This window comes from Asticcacaulis sp. (assembly GCF_027484505.1).
In the GTDB taxonomy this organism is placed as follows: Bacteria; Pseudomonadota; Alphaproteobacteria; order Caulobacterales; family Caulobacteraceae; genus Asticcacaulis.
Genome location: NZ_JAIXSV010000256.1, coordinates 99,797 through 122,155, shown reverse-complemented (window position 1 = coordinate 122,155; position 22,359 = coordinate 99,797). Strand labels below are relative to the sequence as shown.

Here is a 22,359-nt window from a genome sequence, read left to right as displayed (position 1 = left end):
ATGAGCCGCCTCTATGCCGTCAAGACTCCGGTGCCGCAGGCCCGTCCTCTGTTGCGCGAACTGGCGGCCCGCTGGGTGCGCGAAGACCGCGCGCGCGACTGGCCGCAGGCGCTGATGGACCTGTCGGCCAGTGTCTGTCGCCCCAAATCGCCGTCGTGCCTGATCTGTCCGTTGCGCGAAGATTGCGCCGCCTTTGCCGAAGGTCAGCCGGAGGCCTATCCGCTAAAGGCGGCCAAGGCCCCGAAACCGGTACGGTATGGGGTGGCCTTTCTGATCACGTCAGAAGACGGGTTTGTGGTCGAGCGTCGCCCGGACAAGGGCTTGCTGGGCGGGATGCTGGGCCTGCCGCATCTCGAGTGGCGCGCCGAGATATGGGAAAAGGGGGAGGTCGTCTTCCCATCAGTCTACCGTGGAAATGAGGCTTGGGAAAATCTCGGCACCTACGCGCACGTTTTTACGCACTTTGCTCTGAACCAACAGGTCTGGCGGATCGAGTTGAGTGCAGACGAAATGACGGCGTTCCTGCGTCAGCACAATGTTTATCAGGGTTTGAGCTGGGCAGAGGTCAAAGCCTTGCCAACCGTCTTCGCCAAGGCGTTGAAGTTGCCATAAAAAATGCCCCGCCGGTTAAGGCGGGGCAAGGGGAGGGTTCACGAGGTACGCTTACTGAAACCGGAGCGGTTATCCCGCGGTATTGCTGCCATTGCCGGCGAGGGTGCACTTTTCAGGCACGCCGGGATTGGTGGCGGCGATATGGCAGGGCACGGCGGGATTAAGGGCCGTGCGGGCCTTATTAAGGACGGCGATATAGCCGCGTTTGTTGGTGCAGGCGATTTCCAGCACCACCTGCCCATTGTTTTCAAAGGCGTAGCGGGCGTCGCCGATCACGCAGTCGGCCTTGATCGATTTGTGATTGGCGCTGAGGGTTTGCAGGTGCGCCTTGAGCTGATCACCGCTCATATAGGCGCAGTCGGTCTTTTGCACGGCGGCCCCGAAACAGTCGAAGGTTTCGAGTTTGCCGTCCTTGCCCGCATCGGGGATCAGGGCGATCAGGCCGGTTTTCGCTTCCGGGCATTTGAATTCAGCCAGGTCGCGGTTGGTGGCCGTATCGCGGCCGATGCGGCGGAAGTCTTCGATGGTGCAGGCAATGCCGGCTGCGCTCAGGGCCTGCGCATAGGCGTCCTTATATTTGGCCTTGGCCTCGTCCTGCTTGGCCTTGCCTGCGGCGGCCAGAGCGGCAGCGTCGGTGAACTTGCAGCCGCCGATACTGGCGGCCTTATCGCAGCCGACCTTGCCCTTGAACTGGGTGTCGAGATCGGTGACCAGCACGAAGCCCGGCTTACCTTCGCAGCCCACTTCGTAATATTCGGCGTCCTTGGTCGCGCCGATAAAACGCGCATTGTTCAGCGTGCAGTCCGGGGCATTCTTGCGGACCAGCGCCCCAACGGTTTGCGGCAACAGTTCCGGTGTCGTCAGTTCACATTTCAGCGCGGTGTCTGCGGTTTTCAGGCAATTCAGGAAACCGACCGTCTGGTCGCTGGCCTTCCAGGTTGGCACAGTAAAAATACCTCCCGCCGTATTTTTACAGCCAATTTCATAGGTTTCGCTGTTTTTCGCGGCGTCGGCGCGGATAAAGCGCGCACTGCCGATCTGACAGGCCGGGATCTTCGACTTGGCGGTGTCGGTCAGCCAGTAGTGAGCCACGCGATTGCCGCGTAGCTTGCACACCGGACTGCCGGGTGCGACCTTGGCAACGGCGGCGGCTTCGAGACAGCCCATCGGATCGCCAAACGGCGCCTTTTTGGCCACATAGAGCAGATAGCCGCGCTGGTCCTTACAGGCGACTTCAAAGCTTTCGATGGCGATCTTTTTGCCATCCACTGTGGCTTCGGCGGGCAGGGGGACCGTGGCTTCGGTCACCTCGCAGGGCAAACCAAAGGTCTGCACCAGCTTGCTGACGGTCTTGACGTTTTCAGCCGCCGCCTCAGCGGCCAGCATTTCCTTGCGGCTTTGTTGCGCATTGGCCGATGAGGCGATCAGCCCCAAACCGGCGCAGACAGTCAAGGCCACCGCCCAGTGGCGAAGAGTGTGCGTAATCATCCTGACGTTCCCGTGGTTACGGCTTTGCGCCGCTTATTTGTCAGATGATTAAGCGCTCAGATTATTTCAAAATCAAGCGGAAACGATCAATGTTGCGACTTTAGTCGTAAATGTACAAAACCCGGCCTTTCGACCGGGTTCTGCTGGTGATTGGAAAGGACGACCCCGCCTGCCGCGGTACGTTCCGGGTGCAGGGTCAATGACCCTGCTGACGGATGCGGGCGCGCAGATCGTCGATAGGCTTGAACCCGGCATCGGTCTTGAAGCGCCAGTAGGTCCAGCCGTTGCAGGAGGGGGCCTGTTCCAGCATGGCCCCGACCTTGTGGATAGAGCCGGTCAGTTCGCCGTGCACCAATGAACCGTCGGCGCGGACGCGGGCGGTGCGCTGACCCTTGGGGCAATAGAGGGTGTCGCCGGGTTGCAGCAGGCCGGCCTCGACCAGCGCGCCGAAGGGGACGCGCGGTTCGGCTTTTTTGGAGCCCATGGTGGCCAGATCGGACTCATTGGCACGCTGAACGCGGGCAATGCGCTCACGGGCGTGTTTGGCATAGGTTTCGTCGCGCTCGATGCCGATGAAGTGGCGACCCAGACGCTTGGCGGCCGCGCCGGTGGTGCCGGTGCCAAAGAAGGGATCAAGCACCACATGGCCGGGTTTCGAGCAGGCCAGAAGGACGCGATAAAGCAGGCTTTCCGGCTTTTGCGTTGGGTGAACCTTGTTGCCGTCTTCGTCTTTCAGGCGTTCTTCACCCGTGCACAGTGGAATGGCCCAGTCTGAGCGCATCTGCGTGTCTTCGTTGAAGGCCTTAAGAGCGTCATAGTTGAAGGTATAGCGCTTCTGGCCCTTGGCCTTGGTGGCCCAGATCAGGGTTTCGTGGGCATTGGTGAAGCGCGTGCCCTTGAAATTGGGCATGGGGTTGGCCTTGCGCCAGATGACGTCGTTCATCACCCAGAAACCCAGGTCCTGAAGCGCGACGCCCAGACGAAAGACGTTGTGATAGGAGCCGATGACCCAGATGGCCCCGTCGTCTTTCAGGACGCGCTGACATTCGCGCATCCATTCGCGGGTGAAGCGGTCATAGGCTTCGAAGCTGGCGAACTGATCCCACTCGTCGTCCACCGCATCGACCTTGGAATTGTCCGGGCGGTGCAGGTCGCCCCCCAGCTGAAGGTTATAAGGCGGGTCTGCGAAAACCAGATCGACCGACTTATCCGGCAGGGATTTCAGTATGTCCACGCACTCACCGACATGGATGGTGTCCAGCTCCAGCGCGGTGCGCTGCATGATGGCTTTTTGCGGCATGTGGCGTGTCATGTCTTAACCCCGGATCATGGCGGCCCGCTTCTGTGGACCGGTAAGAAGAGACAGGTTAGAATCTCGCGAGGTTAATAAAAAGTTACAACTTGACTCGCGGCGAATCGGGTGGGCCCAATTTGATTCAATTTTCTGGGGGTGAGTCTTTTGGGACTCAGTTTTGGATTCGTTTTGTTCTATGAACTCGTATGACAGGGGGAAATCGCATGTATCGAACAACAAGGCGCTCGGTGCTCACCGCATTGGGAGCGGCGGGTCTCATAGGTTGCAAACCGGTCTCAGTGTCTGAGCCCGGATCAACGGACTCTGCGGCTTATAAAGCAAGAGTGATGGCGGCATTCCCGTACGAGATTGTCAGCGTGCCGGGCGATAAGGCCCTTGAGAACTGGACAAAGCTCAAAGCGGCTGGGCGAGGTTATCCGGTTGTGCTAGGTGGCGACGAAGACCTGATGAACATCGCTGGCCGGCTTGTCGCTGACCGTGGGGGTAACACGGAGGCAATGCCTGAAAGCGCACAAACCCCCTCTCAAATTTTAGAGAGCGCAAAGGCTATACATTTTCCGGAGGTATTGAAGACGCAAGATAACGCTCTGACAGACCAAGACATTGAAGCAATGGTGGGAGAATGGCCAACCGGATCGCTTCCTGATGAGGCGGGGCTGAGTGTTGCGACTGATATTCTGACAGGTAGCTCTTTTAAGACTGTGCATATCGTGTTGGTTCCGACAAAGACGGGTTCGGAGGTGCCGGCCTATATGAAATGGGGGGGATGGAACGCTTGTCCAATGCCTGACGTTCAGGTGGCTGCCTTGCGGTCATGGAATGAACGTTTCGGAGCTGAATTAATCGGCATGAGTGGCGATGTGCTCAATTTGCGGCTACCCAAGCCTTTGGATAGTCGTGAGAAGGCCCTTGCCTTGGCAACGGAGATGTATCGCTATTGCCCTGATATTGTCGATCAGGGCATGAGTGAGATTTCCATTCTGGCCGCGTGTCTGATGGCACAGCGCTGGTGGGTTTTCTGGTGGGATTAAAGGTAATCTATCGAATTTATAACCGATGCGGTTCAGACCACAAGGACCGAGCGAACCGTGGCCCAACTCATCCGATGGATGGGTGAGGGGCCATGCAGGCGTATGGCGGCGATGTGGGCTTCGGCCTGATAGCCCTTGTGCGATTTGAAGCCGTAGACGGGATAGAGGGCGTCCATCTCGATCATGATGCGGTCGCGCGCCGTCTTGGCGAGGATCGAAGCGGCGGCGATGGACAGTGATTTGTCGTCGCCCTTGACCACCGCCGTGGCGGCTATGGACAGCGGCGGGCAGCGATTGCCGTCGATCAGGGCATGGATGGGTTGCGGTCTAAGGGCTTCGACGGCTTGCGTCATGCCCATCATGGTTGCCCTGAGGATGTTGTGGCAGTCGATATCGGCGGCGGAAATTTCAATCACCGACCACGCCAGAGCCGCGGCCTTGATTTCGGGTTCCAGCGCAAAGCGTTGATTTTCGCTCAGTTTTTTGGAGTCGGCGATGCCGGCCGGAATGCGTGCCGGGTCAAGGATGACGGCGGCCACGCACAGGGGCCCTGCGCAGGGGCCGCGTCCGGCCTCATCGACACCACAGACCAGACCGTCAAACTGAGACTCAAAAGTGAAATCGGGCATGGATGGCTCCATACCCGATTCCGCTATCTGTGACGAGAGACGGTGAGAACCGATCAGGCGAAGGTCTGGGCCACGTCGGCCGTAACGCCGCGTCCCTTGGGATCAGGGCCGAAGCGATTGGCACCGGGCGTGCCGTCAAGGACGTTGAAAACGAACAACACCACGGAACCAACGAAGGTTGGCAGCCATACCATAAGAAAGCCGCTGCCTATTACGCCGAAAACCGCTTGCGGATTGTTCTCATATTTGCCGGTAAACAGGCTGGCGAGTTGTCCGCCATTGGTTATCAGGAACAGAACGAGCCCGACCATGAAAGCCGCGGCGGGCAGAATCAACCACCATCCCGTGCGGTTGGTGTCGTGCAGACGGCGCACACCGACGGCCAGATTGGGCACCAGCAGGGCGAGGGAGATCACATTGCCGACCTGCCCCAGGATCATGAAGGTCGGGTTGAACATGAAGTTCGACGGATCGGTCTGCGCGCTGATGGTGCTGAAGGACTGAAACATCAGCGCCATGACGATGCTGTTCAGCACCGAAAAGAAAAGGAATTGCACAAGCCAGAACAACCAGAATTCCTGACGTCGCGCGCGACCATTGAAGTCTGCATATTTGGTGAGTGGTTGAAACGCTATCGGTACAGCCATGGATTTTCCCCCCATGCGTGTGAATTAAAAGGTTGATGCGATACTTTCGCTTACGCCACGTCCTTTGGGGTCCGGGCCAAAGCGGTTGGCGGTGGGCGTGCCATCCTGCACATGGAACCACAGGGTCACCAGACTGGCCAGCCAGGTGGGCAGCAGCACATAAAGCGCGATGGGAGCCATGGCGCTGTAGACGGCCATATTGGCCTGCGCGTCGCCCGATTCCAGACTTGAAGGATCGATGTTCTGAAAGTTCTGCCCCATCTGGGCCACGGCGTCAGCGGCGAAGACAAGGGTGAGGATCAGCGACACGATCATGACCGCCGGATAGAACAGAAGCCACAGACCGGTACGGTTGGTATCGTGAAAGCGGCGTACACCCACGGCGATGGAGGGGATGAGTACACCCAGTCCGAAAATCAGGGCCAGACCGGCGGCAAGGCCTGCGACCAGCCCGCCCGTCATCTGCACGATGTTCAGGAAGAGGCTGACCACAACCTGAAACAGATAAAACAACCAGTATTCCGAGCGACGCGCGCGCCCCTGAAAATCGAAATAGCGCTTCAGCGGTTGAAACATCAGATCGAAACTGAACATGGGTGTCCCTTTAGCCATGAGTGTCAGACCGAGACGATAACCGCAGCCGGACGGGCTGGCAAATGAAACCCGTGTCAGGTTTCAACCGGTTTGAGGTGTGGGGTCAGCCAGTCGGGGACGGCGAGGCTGACCGCTTCACCTGCGCAGGTCAGAGCGCCGTCCAGTCGGTCGAGTCGCATAAGGGCCAGCGACTTGCCGTTGGCGGAGGCCAGAATTTCCCCGGCGCGACGCTCGCCCGAAAGGACTTCGGCGCCAAAGGTGAATTGCCCGGCATGGCTTAGGGGGATCAGGCGGTTCTTGATCGTGCCGCGCCGCTTCATGCGCGAGGTGGTTTCCTGACCGACAAAGCAGCCTTTTTTGAAGTCTATGGCCTCGATCAGGTCCATATTGATGTCGATGGGGTAGAGATAGTCTTTGGGGAAATCGAGCCCCGGTTCGGCCACCCCCTGCGTCAGACGAAACTCTGTGTAGGTCGTGATGTCTCCCGTCGCCTCAAACGTCCCGTAGGCGCGATAAAGCCCCGGTGCGCGCGGATCGGGCAATCCCTCGGACAAGGAGGCATAGACCTGCGCCTCGGGTTTGGACAGGGTGACCTTCGCCCGCAGTTTGAACATATTCAGCCGGGTAAACAGGTCGTCCCGCACCCCCGCATCGACATCTATCCATACGGTATCCGAATCCCGTGGACAGATGAACACATCGGCGCTCAGCTTGCCTTGCGGGGTCAGGAACGCGCCATAATATAAGGGCTTGTTCTCTTCGTCGGCGACGGCGTCGAAGATGTGTTCCACGTCAATGGTCGTCTGGCCATTGAGGAACTTTCCCCAGTCGGGACCGCTCAGGGCGATCAGGGCACGATGCGAAAGAGCAATAAGGTCGGTCATGTTTGCTGTGAGCCATAGATTCGGGATAGGGTATGTAGCATGAGCCGTCCGTTTCCGATCCTGATCGTCGCGCTTGAGGAACCGAAAAGGGCGCTGGCTCTAGGTGGGGTTCTGGCGCGCCTGCTGCAAGAAGTGCCAAACGCTGCCGTGACTTTGATCACGCGCAGCGACAGCGCCGCCCTGTTCGCCGATTTTAGCCATATCGAGGCGATCATCCCTTTTGACGGGGAGGTCATGTCGGTGGCAGGTCTGAAACTGTGGTGGCGAGTGCGGCAGCGTGAATGGGGCCTGCTGCTCGATACGGGGCCAACCCTGTGGTCGCGCTTCCTCAGTGCCAAGACCCGTGCCATTGCGCCGGATCATCATGAAGACGAACACCCGGTGATCACCGCGTCGCGCCTCCTTAAGCTGGAAAAGCCGGAATTGCCGTGGTTGCATGTGGCCGAAGCGCGGGCTGTGGGAGCGGAATTTTTTCTGGACGACACACCCGGTGAGGAGGGGCCGTTGCTGGCCATCGCCCCCGGCGCACGCTGGCAGGGCGCGCAATGGCCGGCGGAGCGCTTTTCGGTGCTGGCGACACGTCTGATGAACGAAGACGGCCCGCTGAAAGGGGCGCGTTTGCTGATACTGGGTCACGAGAGCGACCGCGAAGCCGCAACGGCCCTGCGTATGGCCGCCCCCAAAGCCCGCGTGATTGAACTGACCGGTAAGCTCGATCCGCTGACCGCCTATGCCTGCCTGCGTCAGGCCGATGTGTTTATTGGCAATGATGATATCTGGCTGCATCTGGCGGCGGCCGCCAATGTCCTGAGTTTCGGGCTCTACGGCCCCTCCGATGATCGGGTGGAGGCGCCGCTGGGGAACAATGTGCACATTTTGCGCACGCCGCGGCATTTCGAAGAAATTCGTGCTCAGGACCCAAATCTCGATCAGGCGCTGTGTCACATGCTCGACCTGAGCGTCAACCGGGTGTATGAGGCCGTCCAGACCACGTTGACGGTATCTCACCAGGCTCCCCGTCTCCCCTAAGGGAGAGGGCTGGGGTAAGGTGGAGCCGTTGTTTCCCCCTCATCCGGCCTTTCAGGCCACCTTCTCCCTCAGGGGAGAAGAGAAACGGAGACGCCCCATGCCCACCTACGATCTGATCATCCGTAACGCTGACATCATCAACCACGCCGGTCGTGGTCAGGGCGATATTGGCATCACCGCTGGCAAGTTCGTCGCCTTTGGCGACCTGTCGCAGGCTTCGGCGGCTGAGGTGTTCGACGCCACAGGGCTTCTGGCCATGCCGGGTGTCATCGACACACAGGTGCACTTCCGTGAGCCGGGGCTGGAGTGGAAGGAAGACCTCGAGACCGGTTCGCAGGCCGCCGTTATGGGCGGAGTCGTGGCCGTGTTTGAAATGCCGAACACCAATCCCAACACCACCGATCCGGTGACTTTTGAGGACAAGCTGAAGCGCGCGCATCATCGTATGCACTGCGACCACGCCTTCTATGTCGGTGGCACGCACGAAAACGCCGCCCATCTGGGTGAGCTTGAGCGTATGAAGGGCTGCTGCGGCGTGAAGGTCTTCATGGGGGCTTCGACCGGCACCCTGCTGATCGCCGATGACGAGGGCGTGGCCAAGGTGCTGGCCAGCGTCAATCGCCGCGCCACCTTCCATTCCGAGGACGAATACCGGCTGGCCGAGCGCCGGGCGCTGGCCCGCGAAGGCGACTGGACCAGCCACGACTTTGTGCGCGATGCCCAGTCAGCCATTCAGTCCACCCACCGTCTGGTGCGTCTGGCGCGCGAGGCCGGCAAGCGTATCCATGTCCTGCACGTCACCACCGCGGAAGAGATCGAATTCCTGTCGCACAACAAGGACATAGCCACGGTCGAGATCACGCCGCAGCACCTGACGCTGGTGGCACCCGAAGCCTATCAACGCCTGAAGGGCTATGCCCAGATGAACCCGCCGATCCGCGATCAGTATCACGTCGATGGCCTGTGGCGCGGCATCAGCGACGGCGTCGCTGACGTGCTGGGCTCTGACCACGCGCCGCACACCATCGAAGAGAAGCAGAAGCCCTATCCGGCCTCGCCGTCGGGTATGCCCGGCGTGCAAACCCTCTTGCCGGTCATGCTGACCCATGTCGCCAACGGCAAGCTGTCGCTGGAGCGGCTGGTGGACCTGACCTCGGCCGGGGCGCAGCGCGTCTTCGGTGTGGCGGGCAAAGGGCGGATGGCCGAAGGCTATGATGCCGATGTGACGCTGGTCGATCTGAACCACAAGCGGGTTATCACCCACGATCAGATGCGTTCGCGCTGCGGCTGGACGCCGTTTGATGGTTTTGAGGCCCACGGCTGGCCTAAGGCGACCATCATTCGCGGCAAGGTGGTCATGCGCGATGACGAGATCGTCCGGCCGTCGCAGGGGGAGGCGTGCCGCTTCATGGAAATCCTTTAGGTTCCCTCTCTTGGGCGACTGGGGCGTCGGCGTCGCTTGCAGGTACTCTTGTACCTGCGGCGCTAGCCTCCTGCCATTCGCCTCAAGATATGAAACCTAAAGCGTTCTGTTCCTTGCAAAAAAAGCCCCGCCTAACACTCGGCGGGGCTTTTCGTTGGGCGTTAAAACACCAATCAGTCGTTGGAACCACCCGCCGGAGGCACATAGGTGCCGTTGCCGGGGATTTCACACTGGATCGGATATTTGCGGCTCTTGGCGATGTTACAGGAGACGACTTCATCGAAGCCCGTGCGGGCCTTCACCACGGCGCCCACATAGCCACGCTTGTTGGTGCAGGCGATTTCGACCAGAGCGGCGTCATCGTCGCCACGGCCCAGATAGGTAACCTGCTGAACGTCGCAATCCTTCTTGGCCGCCTTGATCAGGACGTCCAGATGCTTGTCCAGCGTGGCGCGCGGCACGAAACCACATTCCTTGCGGCGTGAGATCATGGTGAAGCAGTCCATGGCCTCGAACTTGGCCGTCGAGCCCGTGTTCGGGATAAAGGCGGCCAGACCAAACTTTTGCTCAGGGCATTTGAATTCGATCAGATCGCGCTTGGTTGCGGTTTCCGTGCCGATCAGGTTGTATTCGGCGACGGTGCAGGTGATACCCGCCGCCTTCAGCTTTTCGCCATAGGCGGTGCGCGCTTCGGCAGTCAGGCTGGCGGCGTCCGTGTACTGACAGGGGCCAAGCGTACCGGCGCGGTCGCAGCCGACACTGGCGATATACTTCATCGTGGTCGTCGTCTGCAGAACGAAGCCGGGCTTGCCGGCGCAGCCGATTTCATAGAAGTCCTGACCTTCGCTGGTGACGCGGCCGATCCAGCGGGCCTTTTCCACCGTGCACGACGGCTGCGCCTGCTTGACGGGCGCTTGCAGGGACTGCATGGCCTGCGCCTCAGTGGTGTATTGACAGGCCGAGTTGCCCTTGGTCATCAGGCAGTTCGAAAAGCTCAGCTTGGCGCTTGTGGCCGTAAAGGGCACGTCCATCACGAAGCCAGGACGGCCGTCACAGGCCACTTCATAGCGATCAAAGCCATGATCCGTGACCGCACCCATCCAGCGGGCATTGCTGACGGTACAGGCCTGATCATATTGCTGCGCCAGCGGCGTCATCCACGCGTAGTGCTTTTCATTGCCCGGCAACACGCACTTGGCCTGCTTGTTGTTGGCAGCGTTTTGCGAAAAGGCCTGCGTACAGTTGAACTTATCGACCTTGTTCGTCGTGGTGTCCTTGCTGAGCAGATAGCCCCCTCCGGCCTTACAGGACACTTCGGTGACCTGAAGCTTGACCGGCTTGCCATCGGCCCCCTTGCTGCTGGACTCGCCGACATAGTAGGCATCGGCCGGTTCACAGGGCACGCCCGCCGCCTGAATCAGGGCCGGGGCATCCGCCACGCCCTTGGCACGTTGCTTATCGTTGAGCTTGACCGCTTCGGCAGCCGAGGCCGCGCTGCACCCCAGCGCGAGGGCGGCTACGGCCATAGCCGCGCCTCTGAGGAAGGTGGAAAGAGACATCGGTTGCGTTTTCCTTGAATGCGAACCTGTGAATGAGACGACGGCCGGATTTTAGCGGCTCTTTATAACAGGATTGTCTCTACAGGATGTGGCGGCTTAAAGGCAATGCCAGGAACGCGTGGCAAGCGGCGCTCGGCATAAAAAAACGCTCCGATTTTCAGGCTTGCCTGACCCAGCGGCAGACGTGCCATATAGAGATGTGATAACAACAGAATACGGGAACGAAACGGCATGTCGGTAAAGGTGACAGACGCGGCGGGCATCAGGCGCATCAGGCTTGATCGGGCCGCCAAGAAAAACGCGCTTGATCACCACATGTACACCACCCTGTCCGAGGCGATAGACAGCGCGCCGGGTGTTATTCTGCTCGAAGCCGAGGGGGGCGATTTCTGCGCCGGCAATGACATTGTCGATTTCATTTCGCTGGCTTCGCATGAGGGTGCGGTCGAAGCCCTGCCGGTCTTTCGGTTCCTCAAAGCCCTGACCTATGCGCGGATGCCGATTGTGGCGGCTGTGCAGGGGCAGGCCGTGGGGGTGGGGACGACCCTGCTGCTGCATTGCGATCAGGTGCTGCTGTCCGAAGATGCACGCCTCAGCCTGCCCTTCCTCAAGCTGGGCCTGACGCCCGAAGGCGGTTCCAGCCTGTTGCTGACCCAGCGAATCGGCCATGCGCGGGCCTTTGAGTGGCTTAGTTCCGGGCGGGTCATCCCGGCGGCCGAAGCGCTGAGCACCGGTGTCGCCAATCGCGTGGTGGCCCGTGAGGCTTTGGAAACGGAATCTCTGAGCGTTGCTGAAAAACTGGCCGCCCTGCCGCTGGAGGCGCTCATTCAGGCCAAGGCCCTGATGCGCCAGCCTGACGTCATCTGGGACCAGATCGTGCGCGAGGGTGAAATTTTTCTGGCGCGGCTGAGGAGCCCGGAAGCGGCCGCGGCTTTTGCGGCGTTTCTCAAAAAAGGCTGATTTGTAACAAACGCCTAACCTTGTTTATTTGACGAGGCGGGGGTTTGGGACTAAAGGGTGCGACCGTTTTTGCCGCTTTGTGGCATGAGTTGCATGATAAGTCAGGTCTGGCCGTGGATAGCTATGCCTTTGATCGTCTGATTACCGTGGAGGCGCTGGCTGAGCGCGAGGCCGCTGATGCGCTGGTCAACCGCGTGTTCGGACCCGGTCGCTATGCCAAGACGGCGGAACGCCTGCGTGAAGGCAATCAGCCCATTCCCGGCCTGTCGTTCGTTATGCACCGTATCGAACAGGGCGGGCACAGCGAAACCGCCATAATCGGATCGGTGCGTCTGTGGCCGGTCAAGGTACGCGATGACAATCAGGCGCTCAAAGGCGAAATGGCCTTTCTGGGGCCGATCGCCGTTGACGAAGATCACCAAAGTCTGGGTATCGGACGCGCCCTGATCCGTACCGCTATCAAGGCGGCCTTTGATGCCGGCGTCACAGCCATTTTGCTGGTTGGCACGCCCGCTTATTTTCAGAACTTTGGCTTTACGAAGGCCGAGGGGCTGAGCCTGCCGGGACCGGTCGATTTGCGCCGCCTGATGGTCCTCTATAACCCCGCCTATAAGGGCGAACCTCTGACGGGTGCGGTTGACAAATGAACGGCTGGCTGACCGAGGCCGCGCGTTTTCCTGATAAAGACTATCCCGTTGAGTCGTGGCAGCCGTCCCTGTGCGGGGCCATTGACATCCTCATCCGCCGCGATGGTGTCTGGCTGCACGAAGGCCGGCCCATCGCCCGCCCGGCGCTCGTGCGGCTGTTTTCGAAACTGCTACGCTGTGACGCAGAGGGCTACGTGCTGGTTACGCCGGTTGAGAAGCTGACCATCCAGGTTGAGGATTTGCCGTTTCGCATTGTCGATTTCGAGGGCAGTGTTTTCCGCAGCGATCAGGACAACCCACTGCCGTTGTCAGACGCGCATCCGCTGGTCATCGATGTGCAGGGCGAAGAATGGCGGCCGCGGATACGGGTGCGCGGCGATCTGTGGGGACGTCTGACGCGCGCCTGTGCGGCCCGCCTGTTCGAGACGGCGGAACTGGATGGCGATAAGGTGCGGCTTGAACTGGACGGGCAGGGGTTTGAAATCCCGGTGGTTTCAGCATAGGCTCGGACTTCAACAAACCTAAGGCGGTTTTTGGTGCATATCGCGCTCCCTCCGGAAATGACCGCGCCAGCGGTTCAGCGAGTCTTTGCTGCTTTAGAAGCGGCGGGAGGTGCGGGCTGCGTGCGTTTTGTCGGCGGCTGCGTGCGCGATGTGGTCATGGGCCGCACGCCGGGCGATCTCGACCTTTCGACGCAACTGACGCCCGACGCCACCGAGGCCGCACTGTCGGCGGCGGGTATCCGCCATGTGCCAACCGGCAAGGCCTTTGGCACCATTACGGCGGTGATTGACGGGCAGCCGTTCGAAATCACCTCCCTGCGCGAGGACGTTGAAACCGATGGCCGCCGTGCGGTGGTCAGCTACACGGGCGATTGGAGCCGGGACGCGCAACGCCGCGATTTTTACCTCAATGCCCTCTATGCCGATATCCGCGGCGAGGTGTTTGATCCGACGGGGCAGGGGCTCGATGACGCGCAGGCCGGTCGGGTGCGTTTGATCGGAGACGCCGAGACAAGACTCCGCGAAGACTATCTGAGAATATTGCGTTTTTTCCGTTTTAGCGCCAGTCATGGACGGGGCTTGGATGAGGCGTCCTTAAGCGCCTGTGTGGCCTTGCGTGACGGTATAGACAGCCTGTCGGGTGAGCGTATCCAGCAGGAGCTGTTTAAGCTGCTTACTATTGCCGACCCGGTAAACGTCGTACAGCGGATGATTGAAACCGGTGTGATCGCGCACGTCGTGCCCGGCGCGCCGGTGAATGCCGAGCGCGTGGAAGCCGGTTTCCCGCTGACGTCGGATGTAGTTCAACGATTGATTGTTCTGATTGGTGGCCACGGATGGGCTGAGACACTCCCCGCCTTAACTCAGCGTCTGCGTCTGTCAAATCGCGTGGCCGACCGTCTGAGCGCGGCCGCTGTTGCCTGTGCCGAAGCGGACATCACGGCGTCACCGGCCGCCCTGCGACGTGGCCTCTATCGCCATGGCCCTCAGGCGATGAGCGACGCGCTTGTGTTCCTTGCGGCGGAGGCGGGCCTGAAGCCAGAGGCATGGAAAGAACTCGATCAAAACCTGAAGCACATCGACGTGCCCGTCTTTCCGCTGAAGTCGGCGGGCCTGATCACCGCTGGGCTCACGCCCGGCCCGGAACTGGGCCAGACCCTGCGCCGTATCGAGGCCGACTGGATCGCACACGATTTCTCACCAATCGTGATTGAGGACGCCATTGACGACATAGCCAAACAGGCAAACATAAGAGGGCAGTAAAAACCCCGTGTTGTTTGCCTTATGTCCTACGTTGCCATCCTTGAAACCGGAGTGCCGCCGGAAAATCTGAGCGAAACCTACGGCACCTATGCCGACATGTTTCGTGCGCATCTGGCTGCACCGGAGCGTCAGTTTCGCGTGTTCTGCACCATGGAAGGCGAATTGCCGGGGCCGCAAGACAAGCTCACAGGCGTGGTCATCACCGGTTCGCCCGCCGGAGTCTATGAAGACCATGCGTGGATTTCGGACCTCATCGACTGGCTGAGGGGGCTGGATGCGCAGGTGCCGGTGGTCGGCATCTGCTTCGGCCATCAGGTGATGGCGCAGGCCTGGGGTGGCCACGTCGAAAAGTCGGATAAGGGCTGGGGCGTCGGCCTGCACGAATACACCATCCACGACAATGCCTTATGGCGCGAACTGGCCACGACGGACCTGTCGGCGATCCGCGTTGCCGTCAGCCATCAGGATCAGGTGGTCAGAAAGCCAGAGACGGCGGTGGTGCTGGCCGGGTCGGACTTCACGCCCTATGGCGCGCTGGCCTATACCGACCGCAAGGCGATTTCGTTTCAGTGCCACCCGGAATTTTGTGAAAACTTCGCCGGTGATCTGTGGATGAGCCGCCGCGGCTGGCGCATTTCCGAGCATCTGGTCGATCAGGCGATGGACAGCCTCAAGGCCGGCACGACGCGCGACCATGTGCTGGCGGCAATTTCACGGTTTTTGGCGGCGTGAAGCCTTATTTTGAAGCCTGTGCAGCTCTTCAGAGTCTTTATCTGGAAGATAGCTATGTCATTGGGATTGCTGAGCAGGATCCCGATCTGATCTTCCTGCTGGATGCGGTTCTGACCGAAAACCATCCCGCCTATCAGGCGCCGTCTTCTGGAATATACTATTGTTTCAAGCGTTTAGCGTTGAGGTTCGAAGACATTTCTACTGTTGCTTGGAAAGCTCTGTGCTTGAAAGAGGCCCTCACTACGGACGCCGATGGTGAAGTCGATTACGGCAATATCGACACGCTTCTTTTAACAGACAACACGGCTTATATCGAAGGCAGTTGGGGTGAGGTGGAACTCACCTTTTCCCGAATTACGGTCGATTATCTCGAGCCTTAAGACTTTTCAGTCATCTGCCATTGCCCCAATTACGGCCACTTCACCGCCGGGGGCATGGACGACAGGATAGATTCCACATTGCCGCCGGTTTTCAGCCCAAACAGCGTCCCGCGATCATAAAGCAGGTTGAATTCGACGTAGCGACCGCGCTGTATCAACTGTTGATCGCGTTCCTCTTCTGTCCAGCTCTGTTCTGAGCGTTCGCGCACAAGCCGCGGATAGATATCGAGAAACGTCTCGCCCACCGCACGGGTAAAGGCGAAATCGGCCTCATGATCGCCGGTGTTGAGGTGGTCATAGAAGATGCCGCCAATGCCGCGCGGTTCATTGCGGTGGGGCAGGAAGAAATATTCGTCACACCACTTTTTGAAACGCGCATAATAGTCCGGCGCGAAGTGATCGCAGGTCGCTTCGAACGCCGTGTGGAAGGCCTTGGCCTGCGGCGCGTCTTCGCGGCGGTCAGCGGCCAGAAGCGGTGTCAGGTCGGCGCCGCCACCGAACCAGCTCTGCGTCGTGGTGATAAAGCGCGTATTCATGTGCACCGCCGGGACGTGCGGGTTCCACATGTGGGCGATCAGGCTGATGCCGGTGGCGAAAAAGCGCGGGTCTTCGGCGGCCCCCGGTATGGTTTTGGCGAAGTCCGGGCTGAAGGTGCCGTGCACGGTTGAGATATGCACACCGACCTTTTCAAACAGCCGTCCGTGCATCATCGACATTTCGCCACCGCCGCCATCGCCGTGTTCTGCGTCAGGGCGTGTCCAGGGCTTGCGCGTAAAGCGCCCCGGCGTTGGTCCGTACATCGTCTCAGGGGCCGCGTCCTCCAGCGCTTCAAACGCGGCGCAGATGCGGTCGCGCAAGGCTCGGAACCAGACGGCGGCGGCCTGCTGGCGCGTGCTTAGGGTATCGGCAGAAAGCGGGGCGGAGAGGGGGGCGGTAGCGGTCATGGTGTTCTCTTAGGCTATTGGCGCGACCGGGGCAAACCCCGCTGTCTGACGCAGGGCCTCGCCCAGTGCCATGGCGGCGGCATTGATGACATTGATCGAGCGCATTCCCGGCCGCATGGGGATCAGCAAACGCGCATCGGCGGCATTGTGGACCTCATCCGGCACACCCGCGCTTTCGCGCCCCATCAGCAGTATGTCGTGAGGCCTGAAGGCGAAGTTTTGATACGGCGCCGCCCCCCTGGTGGTGAAGAGGACAAGACGGGTGTCCTGCGGCCAATCGTCGCGCCCGCTCAGGAAAGCCGCCCACGAATCATGTCGCGTCACATCGGCCTGACCGCCATAGTCCATCGCCGCGCGACGGATGGCGCGGTCGCTGAGGGGGAAGCCGCAGGGTTCGATGACGTCCAGTGCGACATCAAGGCACGCGCATAAACGTAACGCACTGCCTAGATTCTGTGGAATATCCGGTTGAAAAAGGGCCAGACGCATTTTATGCCATATTTTGGACAGAGGATTTTTTCGGCGCGCAAATGCCGCTATAGACGGAAAGACCTCTGACAGGTAAGAGGAGCTATCTGTGTCTTGTCGGGGAAAACCACCGGCGGGGTCGCAGGTCAATAAGAATTATGGCCGCCCTGTGGCGGCGAGCATTGAGGTAAGCGTCCCGCCCGTTCAGGTCGGGTCGGCGCATTGAGCGCAAGACGAAGAGGTGTCAAGGTGAGCGAACCTGCTACGGATCATGGCGGTCATGGGGACCCGAACCGCCGCGATTTCATTTACATAGCCGCGGGTGCGGCCGCCGTAGGCGCAGTGGCGATGGTTATTCCGCCGCTGGTCGATCAGATGAACCCCGCGGCTGACACCCTGGCTCTGGCTTCGACGGAATTCGACCTGTCGAAGGTACAGGAAGGCATGCAGGTGGTGATCAAGTGGCGCGGTAAGCCCTTGTTCGTTCGCTATCGCACGCCCAAGGAAATCAAGGAAGCGCAGGATGTCAAACTGACGGACCTCAAGGATCCGCAGGCCGACGCCGACCGCGTGAAAAAAGGGAAGGAACAGTATCTGATCCTCGTGGGCTCGTGCACGCACCTGGGGTGCGTGCCGACGTTTGGGGCTGGCGATTACGGCGGGTGGTTCTGCCCCTGTCACGGTTCGCACTATGATACATCGGGTCGCATCCGCAAAGGGCCGGCTCCGCTGAATCTGGCTGTGCCGGACTTCCAGTTCCTGTCCGACACCAAAGTGAAGATCGGTTAAGAGGGGCATCATGAGCGACCATCCGTCAACCTATGAGCCGAAGACCGGCGTCGAGAAGTGGCTCGACCAGCGACTGCCGATCGTTCGACTCGCCTATGATTCGTTTGTCGATTATCCGACGCCGCGCAACCTGAACTATTGGTGGACCTTCGGCGGTATTCTGTCCGTCTGCCTGATGATCCAGATCGTGACTGGCATCATTCTGGCCATGCACTACACGGCGCATATCGATCTGGCCTTTAATTCCGTCGAGCGCATCATGCGCGACGTGAATTACGGCTGGCTGATCCGCTATGTGCACGCCAACGGCGCGTCGATGTTCTTCTTCGCCGTCTTCGTTCACATGTTCCGCGGTCTTTATTACGGATCGTACAAGGCCCCGCGCGAAGTTCTGTGGATTTTGGGCTGCCTGATCTTCTTCCTGATGATCGCGACGGCCTTTATGGGCTACGTCCTCCCCTGGGGGCAGATGTCCTTCCACGGCGCCGTCGTTATCACCAACCTGATCGGTTCGATTCCCGTCATCGGCGGCCCGATCCTGACCTGGTTGCAAGGCGGCTTTGCGGTGGATCAGGCGACGCTTAACCGCTTCTTCTCGCTGCACTATCTGCTGCCCTTCGTGATTGCCGGTGTGGTTATCCTGCACATCTGGGCGCTGCACGTTGTGGGTCAGAACAATCCGGCGGGCGTGGATATCAAGTCGAAGGAAGACACCGTGCCCTTCACGCCCTATGCGACGGTGAAGGACGGTCTCGGGATCATCTTCTTCCTGATCCTCTTCTCGATCTTCGTCTTCTTCATGCCGAACGCCTTGGGCCATGCCGATAACTATATCCCGGCCAACCCGCTGGTGACCCCGGCGCATATCGTGCCGGAATGGTATCTGCTGCCCTTCTACGCCATCCTGCGCGCTATCCCGGACAAGTTCGGCGGCGTGATAGCGATGTTCGGTGCCATTGCCGTGCTGTTCGTTCTGCCGTGGCTCGATACGTCCAAGGTGCGCTCCATGCGTTACCGCCCGGTGATGCGCTGGTTCTTCGTGATCTTCGTTGTGGTCTGCCTTGGTCTCGGCTGGTGCGGGGCGCAGCTTCCGGACGCCCCTGTGGTGCCGGGTCTGCCCAGCTTCACCCTGCTGGACGGTGAGTTTAACTCTTACCTGTGGCTGACGCGCGCTCTGACGCTCTACTACTTCGCATTCTTCCTGCTCATCATGCCGTGGGTCGGCCTGAAGGAAGATCCGCTGCCGGTTCCGGCATCCATCAGCGAGGCTATCCTCGCCGAACACGCGAAGAAGAAGGGGGCTTAAGTCACATGTCCGCTATCATGACAAAAGGTCTTAAGGCTCTGGGACTGGCCGCCATCGCCGCCACCCTCGCTCTGTCGGCACCGGCCTTTGCGGCCGGTGGGGCCAAACATCCGCACGCGCCGAAGGAAGGCTTCAGCTTCGAGGGGCCGTTCGGCACCTTCGATCAGGGCCAGCTCCAGCGCGGCTATAAGGTGTTCCGCGAAGTCTGCTCCAACTGCCACTCGGCGACCCTGATGTCGTTCCGCAACCTCGGTCAGAAGGGTGGCCCCTTCTACGACGAGAAGTACAAGAACCCGAACGACAATCCGATCGTCAAGCAAATCGCGTCGGAATTTGAGGTGCCGGATGTTGACACGGATACAGGTGACGCCATCACCCGTCCGGCGACACCTTCTGATCACTTTCCGGCCAAGTTCGCCAACACCTATGCCGCAGCCGCGTCCAACGGTGGGGCCATCCCGCCCGATTTGTCGGTGATCACCAAGGCCCGCCATGGCGGTGCCCGTTACGTCTATTCGCTGCTGACGGGATACGTGGGGACTCCGAAGGGTCTGACCGTAAATGAGGGGCAGCACTATAACCCCTATATGGCGGGTGATCTGCACAGCGCCTGGAAGGGCGATCCCAAGCACGTTCCTCCCGGTGGCGTGTTGGCCATGGCCCCGCCGCTGAAGGACGATCTGGTCACCTATGACGACGGCACCAAGGCCACCACGCACCAGATGGCTGCCGACGTCGCCGCCTTTCTGGAATGGGCCGGTGATCCGCACGCCACGCTGCGCAAGAAGACGGGTGTGGGCGTGCTGATCTATCTCCTGCTGTTCGCCGGCGTGACGTATGCGGCCTACCGCAAGCTTTGGCACGGCAAACACTAATCGCCAGCCTGGCTCTACTGCGAGGGGCTGCTAAGCCCCGCCTTTCAAGCTTCCGGTGCTCACGTACTGTATGTACGCTGCGCTCCGGGGCTTGAAAGCCAAGTCTTCTCGCCGCCTCGCAGCGAGCCATGCAAGGCGATTAGTCGCGCATTTTCAAAGCCCTCGGTTCGCCGGGGGCTTTTTCTGTTGGTGGCTTCAAAAAGTGATCGCTTGACGGGTGTAAAAGGGCACATCGGTTCGTGATCACGTGCTACAGATCAGACTGAGGCAGGGGACAGTATCGAGTCGTCCATGGATTGTCAGACCCAACCCGTTTCCAAAGGCACCAGCCGGTTTCCCGATGCGCAGGCCCTGCAAAAGATGATGGCCGCGCGTCTGGCTCCGTCCTTTGCGCCGCATGAGACTCTGGCCGAAGCCCTGCTCCCGCACGTTCTGGGCAGCAGTGATGACGGTTCGCACGACGTCTCCCACCTTCAGCGCGTATTCAAGGTCGCCATGACCCTCCGTGCCGCCGAAAGCGGCAATGCTGAAATCGTGGCGGCTGCGGTCCTGTTGCACGATTGCGTTCAGGTCGAGAAAAACTCCCCGCTGCGCGCCGAAGCCTCGCGCCTCTCTGCGGAAAAGGCGGGCGAGATACTGGTGGCTCTGGGATGGGAACCCGCGCGCATCGAGGCGACGACCCACGCCATCCTGACCCATTCGTTCAGTGCCAATGTCGCGCCAGAAACGCTGGAAGCCAAGATCGTGCAGGACGCCGACCGTCTGGACGCCATCGGCTTTGTCGGCATCGCACGCTGCTTCTACACGGCCGGGCGCATGAACAGCGCGCTTTACGATCCGTTTGACCCGAAGGCCGAAGAACGCGAACTGGACGACCTTAGCTTCGCGCTGGACCACTTTGAAACCAAGCTGTTCAAGCTGAAATCCGGGTTTCAGACCGCCGCGGGCCGGGATATGGCCGACCTGCGTCACGCCCGCATGAAGGCGTTTATTGAGTATCTTCACGAAGAAATCTAAGGCTTGGGGCCGCAGGCCCCAAACCCCGATACTTCAGCGAGACGTCTCCATCTGCTCCCCGTAACGGGTGCAGGGGCCGTGCCCCTGCTACACATTAAAGCGGAAGTTCATCACATCGCCGTCCTTGACGATGTATTCCTTGCCTTCCTGACGGAATTTGCCGTTTTCCTTGGCGCCCGCTTCGCCGTTGAACTTCACGAAGTCCTCATAGGCGATGGTTTCGGCGCGGATGAAGCCCTTTTCAAAGTCCGTATGAATGACGCCGGCGGCCTGCGGCGCGGTATCGCCGACATGGATGGTCCAGGCGCGCGCTTCCTTGGGGCCGACGGTGAAGTAGGATTGCAGGCCCAGCAGGGAATAGGCTTCGCGGATCAGGCGGTTGAGGCCCGGCTCCTCAAGGCCAAGGGTTTCCAGAAACTCCTGACGCTCATCAGCATCGAGCAGTGCGATTTCCGACTCGATTTGTGCCGAAATGACCACCGACTTGGCGTGATCGGCGGCGGCGCGTTTGGAGACGATTTCCGACAGATCGTTGCCCGTCGAAGCCGAGGCCTCATCGACGTTACAGACGTACAGGGCGGGCTTGGAGGTCAGCAGTTGCAGCATCTCCCACGCCTTGGTGTCTTCCTTGCTGATCTTGCCCTTTTCGTAGGCGACGCGGGCCGGGCGGCCGTCGCGCAGTTCGGCCAGAGCCGCGTTGATCAGCGATACGGTGAGGGCCGCGTCCTTGTCGCCACCCGACTTGGCGCGCTTTTCGAGCTGCGGCAGGCGCTTTTCCAGCGATTCCAGATCGGCGATCATCAGCTCGGTTTCGATGATTTCCAGATCGGCCAGCGGGTCGATGCGGCCTTCAACGTGGGTGATGTCCGTATCGACGAAGCAGCGCGCCACAAAGGCAATGGCGTCGCAGTCGCGGATATTGGCGAGGAACTGGTTGCCGAGGCCTTCGCCCTTCGACGCGCCGCGCACCAGACCGGCAATATCGACGAAGTTGATGCGGGCGGGGATGATTTCCTTCGAGCCAACGATTTTGGCCAGCACCTCAAGGCGCGGTTCCGGCACGGCCACTTCGCCGGTGTTCGGCTCGATGGTGCAGAAGGGGTAGTTGGCAGCCTGGGCCGAAGCGATCTGGGTCAGGGCGTTGAACAGGGTGGACTTGCCGACATTGGGCAGACCGACGATTGCGACTTTCAGGGCCATGGGATTCCAAGCGGAGAAGAGAGAAATTGGCCCGCTGCCTAACGCATTTTCCCCGGCAAGGCCA

24 protein-coding genes are annotated in these 22,359 nt (G+C 60.2%); 14 read left to right on the top strand and 10 right to left on the bottom strand.

Features of this window, described 5'->3' with window-relative positions; translation table 11 throughout:
* Nucleotides 1–612: NUDIX domain-containing protein (locus Q0072_RS15490; protein WP_298331875.1), on the top strand; the 612-nt coding region annotated here is incomplete at its 5' end.
* A gap of 69 nt (nt 613–681) precedes the next feature.
* On the opposite strand, the gene Q0072_RS15485 is transcribed toward Q0072_RS15490, so the two are convergent.
* Both Q0072_RS15485 and Q0072_RS15480 read right to left on the bottom strand, forming a co-directional pair.
* Nucleotides 682–2,100: a hypothetical protein gene (locus tag Q0072_RS15485; protein ID WP_298331872.1), complete on the bottom strand. Its 1,419-nt coding sequence runs from the start codon at nt 2,098–2,100 to the stop codon at nt 682–684.
* 196 nt (nt 2,101–2,296) lie between these two features.
* Entirely contained in the window at nt 2,297–3,412 is a 1,116-nt protein-coding gene (locus Q0072_RS15480; RefSeq protein ID WP_298331869.1) for a site-specific DNA-methyltransferase, read from the bottom strand.
* Nucleotides 3,413–3,618: 206 nt separating this feature from the next.
* Here Q0072_RS15480 and Q0072_RS15475 point away from each other — a divergent pair, with 206 nt between their 5' ends.
* Nucleotides 3,619–4,446: a DUF4253 domain-containing protein gene (locus Q0072_RS15475; protein ID WP_298331866.1), complete on the top strand. Its 828-nt coding sequence runs from the start codon at nt 3,619–3,621 to the stop codon at nt 4,444–4,446.
* Between the two features lie 32 nt (nt 4,447–4,478).
* Here Q0072_RS15475 and Q0072_RS15470 read toward each other — a convergent pair whose 3' ends face one another.
* The 4 genes from Q0072_RS15470 to Q0072_RS15455 all read right to left on the bottom strand — a co-directional run bounded on the left by Q0072_RS15470 (nt 4,479) and on the right by Q0072_RS15455 (nt 7,200).
* The gene (locus Q0072_RS15470) at nt 4,479–5,075 is read right to left on the bottom strand and encodes a ribonuclease HII (RefSeq protein WP_298331863.1); all 597 of its coding nucleotides are present in this window, start codon (nt 5,073–5,075) and stop codon (nt 4,479–4,481) included.
* 53 nt (nt 5,076–5,128) lie between these two features.
* A complete protein-coding gene (locus Q0072_RS15465; RefSeq protein ID WP_298331858.1) occupies nt 5,129–5,722 on the bottom strand; it encodes a DUF805 domain-containing protein in 594 nt (197 codons plus the stop codon).
* A gap of 24 nt (nt 5,723–5,746) precedes the next feature.
* Complete coding sequence (locus Q0072_RS15460; RefSeq protein WP_298331856.1) at nt 5,747–6,316, bottom strand: DUF805 domain-containing protein; 570 nt, start codon at nt 6,314–6,316, stop codon at nt 5,747–5,749.
* 74 nt (nt 6,317–6,390) lie between these two features.
* Nucleotides 6,391–7,200, bottom strand: a complete 810-nt coding sequence (locus tag Q0072_RS15455) for a folate-binding protein (RefSeq protein WP_298331853.1) — start codon at nt 7,198–7,200, stop codon at nt 6,391–6,393.
* 39 nt (nt 7,201–7,239) lie between these two features.
* Between Q0072_RS15455 and Q0072_RS15450 the strand changes: the two genes are divergently transcribed.
* Nucleotides 7,240–8,229 carry a glycosyltransferase family 9 protein gene (locus Q0072_RS15450; RefSeq protein ID WP_298331850.1) on the top strand — a complete coding sequence of 330 codons (990 nt, stop codon included), beginning with the start codon at nt 7,240–7,242 and terminating at the stop codon, nt 8,227–8,229.
* 97 nt (nt 8,230–8,326) lie between these two features.
* Nucleotides 8,327–9,652 (top strand): dihydroorotase, encoded by a 1,326-nt coding sequence (locus Q0072_RS15445; protein WP_298331846.1) that lies wholly within the window; start codon nt 8,327–8,329, stop codon nt 9,650–9,652.
* Between the two features lie 173 nt (nt 9,653–9,825).
* Here Q0072_RS15445 and Q0072_RS15440 read toward each other — a convergent pair whose 3' ends face one another.
* Entirely contained in the window at nt 9,826–11,211 is a 1,386-nt protein-coding gene (locus Q0072_RS15440) for a hypothetical protein (protein ID WP_298331843.1), read from the bottom strand.
* Nucleotides 11,212–11,442: 231 nt separating this feature from the next.
* Here Q0072_RS15440 and Q0072_RS15435 point away from each other — a divergent pair, with 231 nt between their 5' ends.
* The 6 genes from Q0072_RS15435 (at nt 11,443) to Q0072_RS15410 (ending at nt 15,696) form a co-directional block, all read left to right on the top strand.
* Nucleotides 11,443–12,171: an enoyl-CoA hydratase-related protein gene (locus Q0072_RS15435; RefSeq protein ID WP_298331841.1), complete on the top strand. Its 729-nt coding sequence runs from the start codon at nt 11,443–11,445 to the stop codon at nt 12,169–12,171.
* Between the two features lie 44 nt (nt 12,172–12,215).
* Nucleotides 12,216–12,818 carry a GNAT family N-acetyltransferase gene (locus Q0072_RS15430; RefSeq protein ID WP_298331839.1) on the top strand — a complete coding sequence of 201 codons (603 nt, stop codon included), beginning with the start codon at nt 12,216–12,218 and terminating at the stop codon, nt 12,816–12,818.
* Nucleotides 12,815–13,321 (top strand): DUF1285 domain-containing protein, encoded by a 507-nt coding sequence (locus tag Q0072_RS15425; RefSeq protein WP_298331837.1) that lies wholly within the window; start codon nt 12,815–12,817, stop codon nt 13,319–13,321. The genes Q0072_RS15430 and Q0072_RS15425 overlap by 4 nt, the downstream gene beginning before the upstream one ends.
* Nucleotides 13,322–13,441: 120 nt before the next feature.
* On the top strand, nt 13,442–14,584 hold the full coding sequence (locus tag Q0072_RS15420) for a CCA tRNA nucleotidyltransferase (protein ID WP_298331835.1): 1,143 nt from the start codon (nt 13,442–13,444) through the stop codon (nt 14,582–14,584).
* A gap of 21 nt (nt 14,585–14,605) precedes the next feature.
* Nucleotides 14,606–15,316 (top strand): type 1 glutamine amidotransferase, encoded by a 711-nt coding sequence (locus tag Q0072_RS15415; RefSeq protein ID WP_298331832.1) that lies wholly within the window; start codon nt 14,606–14,608, stop codon nt 15,314–15,316.
* Nucleotides 15,313–15,696, top strand: coding sequence for a hypothetical protein (locus Q0072_RS15410; RefSeq protein ID WP_298331829.1), 384 nt, complete (start codon nt 15,313–15,315; stop codon nt 15,694–15,696). The genes Q0072_RS15415 and Q0072_RS15410 overlap by 4 nt, the downstream gene beginning before the upstream one ends.
* Nucleotides 15,697–15,725: 29 nt before the next feature.
* Here the strand turns inward: Q0072_RS15410 and hemF are convergent, their stop codons facing one another.
* Together hemF and Q0072_RS15400 are read right to left on the bottom strand one after the other, a co-directional pair.
* The gene (gene hemF, locus Q0072_RS15405; RefSeq protein ID WP_298331827.1) at nt 15,726–16,640 is read right to left on the bottom strand and encodes an oxygen-dependent coproporphyrinogen oxidase; all 915 of its coding nucleotides are present in this window, start codon (nt 16,638–16,640) and stop codon (nt 15,726–15,728) included.
* Between the two features lie 9 nt (nt 16,641–16,649).
* Complete coding sequence (locus Q0072_RS15400) at nt 16,650–17,129, bottom strand: tRNA (cytidine(34)-2'-O)-methyltransferase (RefSeq protein ID WP_298331825.1); 480 nt, start codon at nt 17,127–17,129, stop codon at nt 16,650–16,652.
* Between the two features lie 228 nt (nt 17,130–17,357).
* On the opposite strand from Q0072_RS15400, the gene petA reads away from it, so the two are divergent.
* The 4 genes from petA (at nt 17,358) to Q0072_RS15380 (ending at nt 21,095) form a co-directional block, all read left to right on the top strand.
* Nucleotides 17,358–17,897 carry a ubiquinol-cytochrome c reductase iron-sulfur subunit gene (petA, locus tag Q0072_RS15395; protein WP_298331824.1) on the top strand — a complete coding sequence of 180 codons (540 nt, stop codon included), beginning with the start codon at nt 17,358–17,360 and terminating at the stop codon, nt 17,895–17,897.
* A gap of 10 nt (nt 17,898–17,907) precedes the next feature.
* Nucleotides 17,908–19,203, top strand: coding sequence for a cytochrome b N-terminal domain-containing protein (locus tag Q0072_RS15390; protein WP_013478650.1), 1,296 nt, complete (start codon nt 17,908–17,910; stop codon nt 19,201–19,203).
* A gap of 5 nt (nt 19,204–19,208) precedes the next feature.
* Nucleotides 19,209–20,078, top strand: a complete 870-nt coding sequence (locus tag Q0072_RS15385) for a cytochrome c1 (protein WP_298331821.1) — start codon at nt 19,209–19,211, stop codon at nt 20,076–20,078.
* Nucleotides 20,079–20,369: 291 nt separating this feature from the next.
* On the top strand, nt 20,370–21,095 hold the full coding sequence (locus tag Q0072_RS15380) for an HD domain-containing protein (RefSeq protein WP_298331818.1): 726 nt from the start codon (nt 20,370–20,372) through the stop codon (nt 21,093–21,095).
* 87 nt (nt 21,096–21,182) lie between these two features.
* Here the strand turns inward: Q0072_RS15380 and ychF are convergent, their stop codons facing one another.
* Complete coding sequence (gene ychF / locus Q0072_RS15375) at nt 21,183–22,295, bottom strand: redox-regulated ATPase YchF (RefSeq protein WP_298331816.1); 1,113 nt, start codon at nt 22,293–22,295, stop codon at nt 21,183–21,185.
* Between the last annotated feature and the right edge of the window lie 64 nt (nt 22,296–22,359).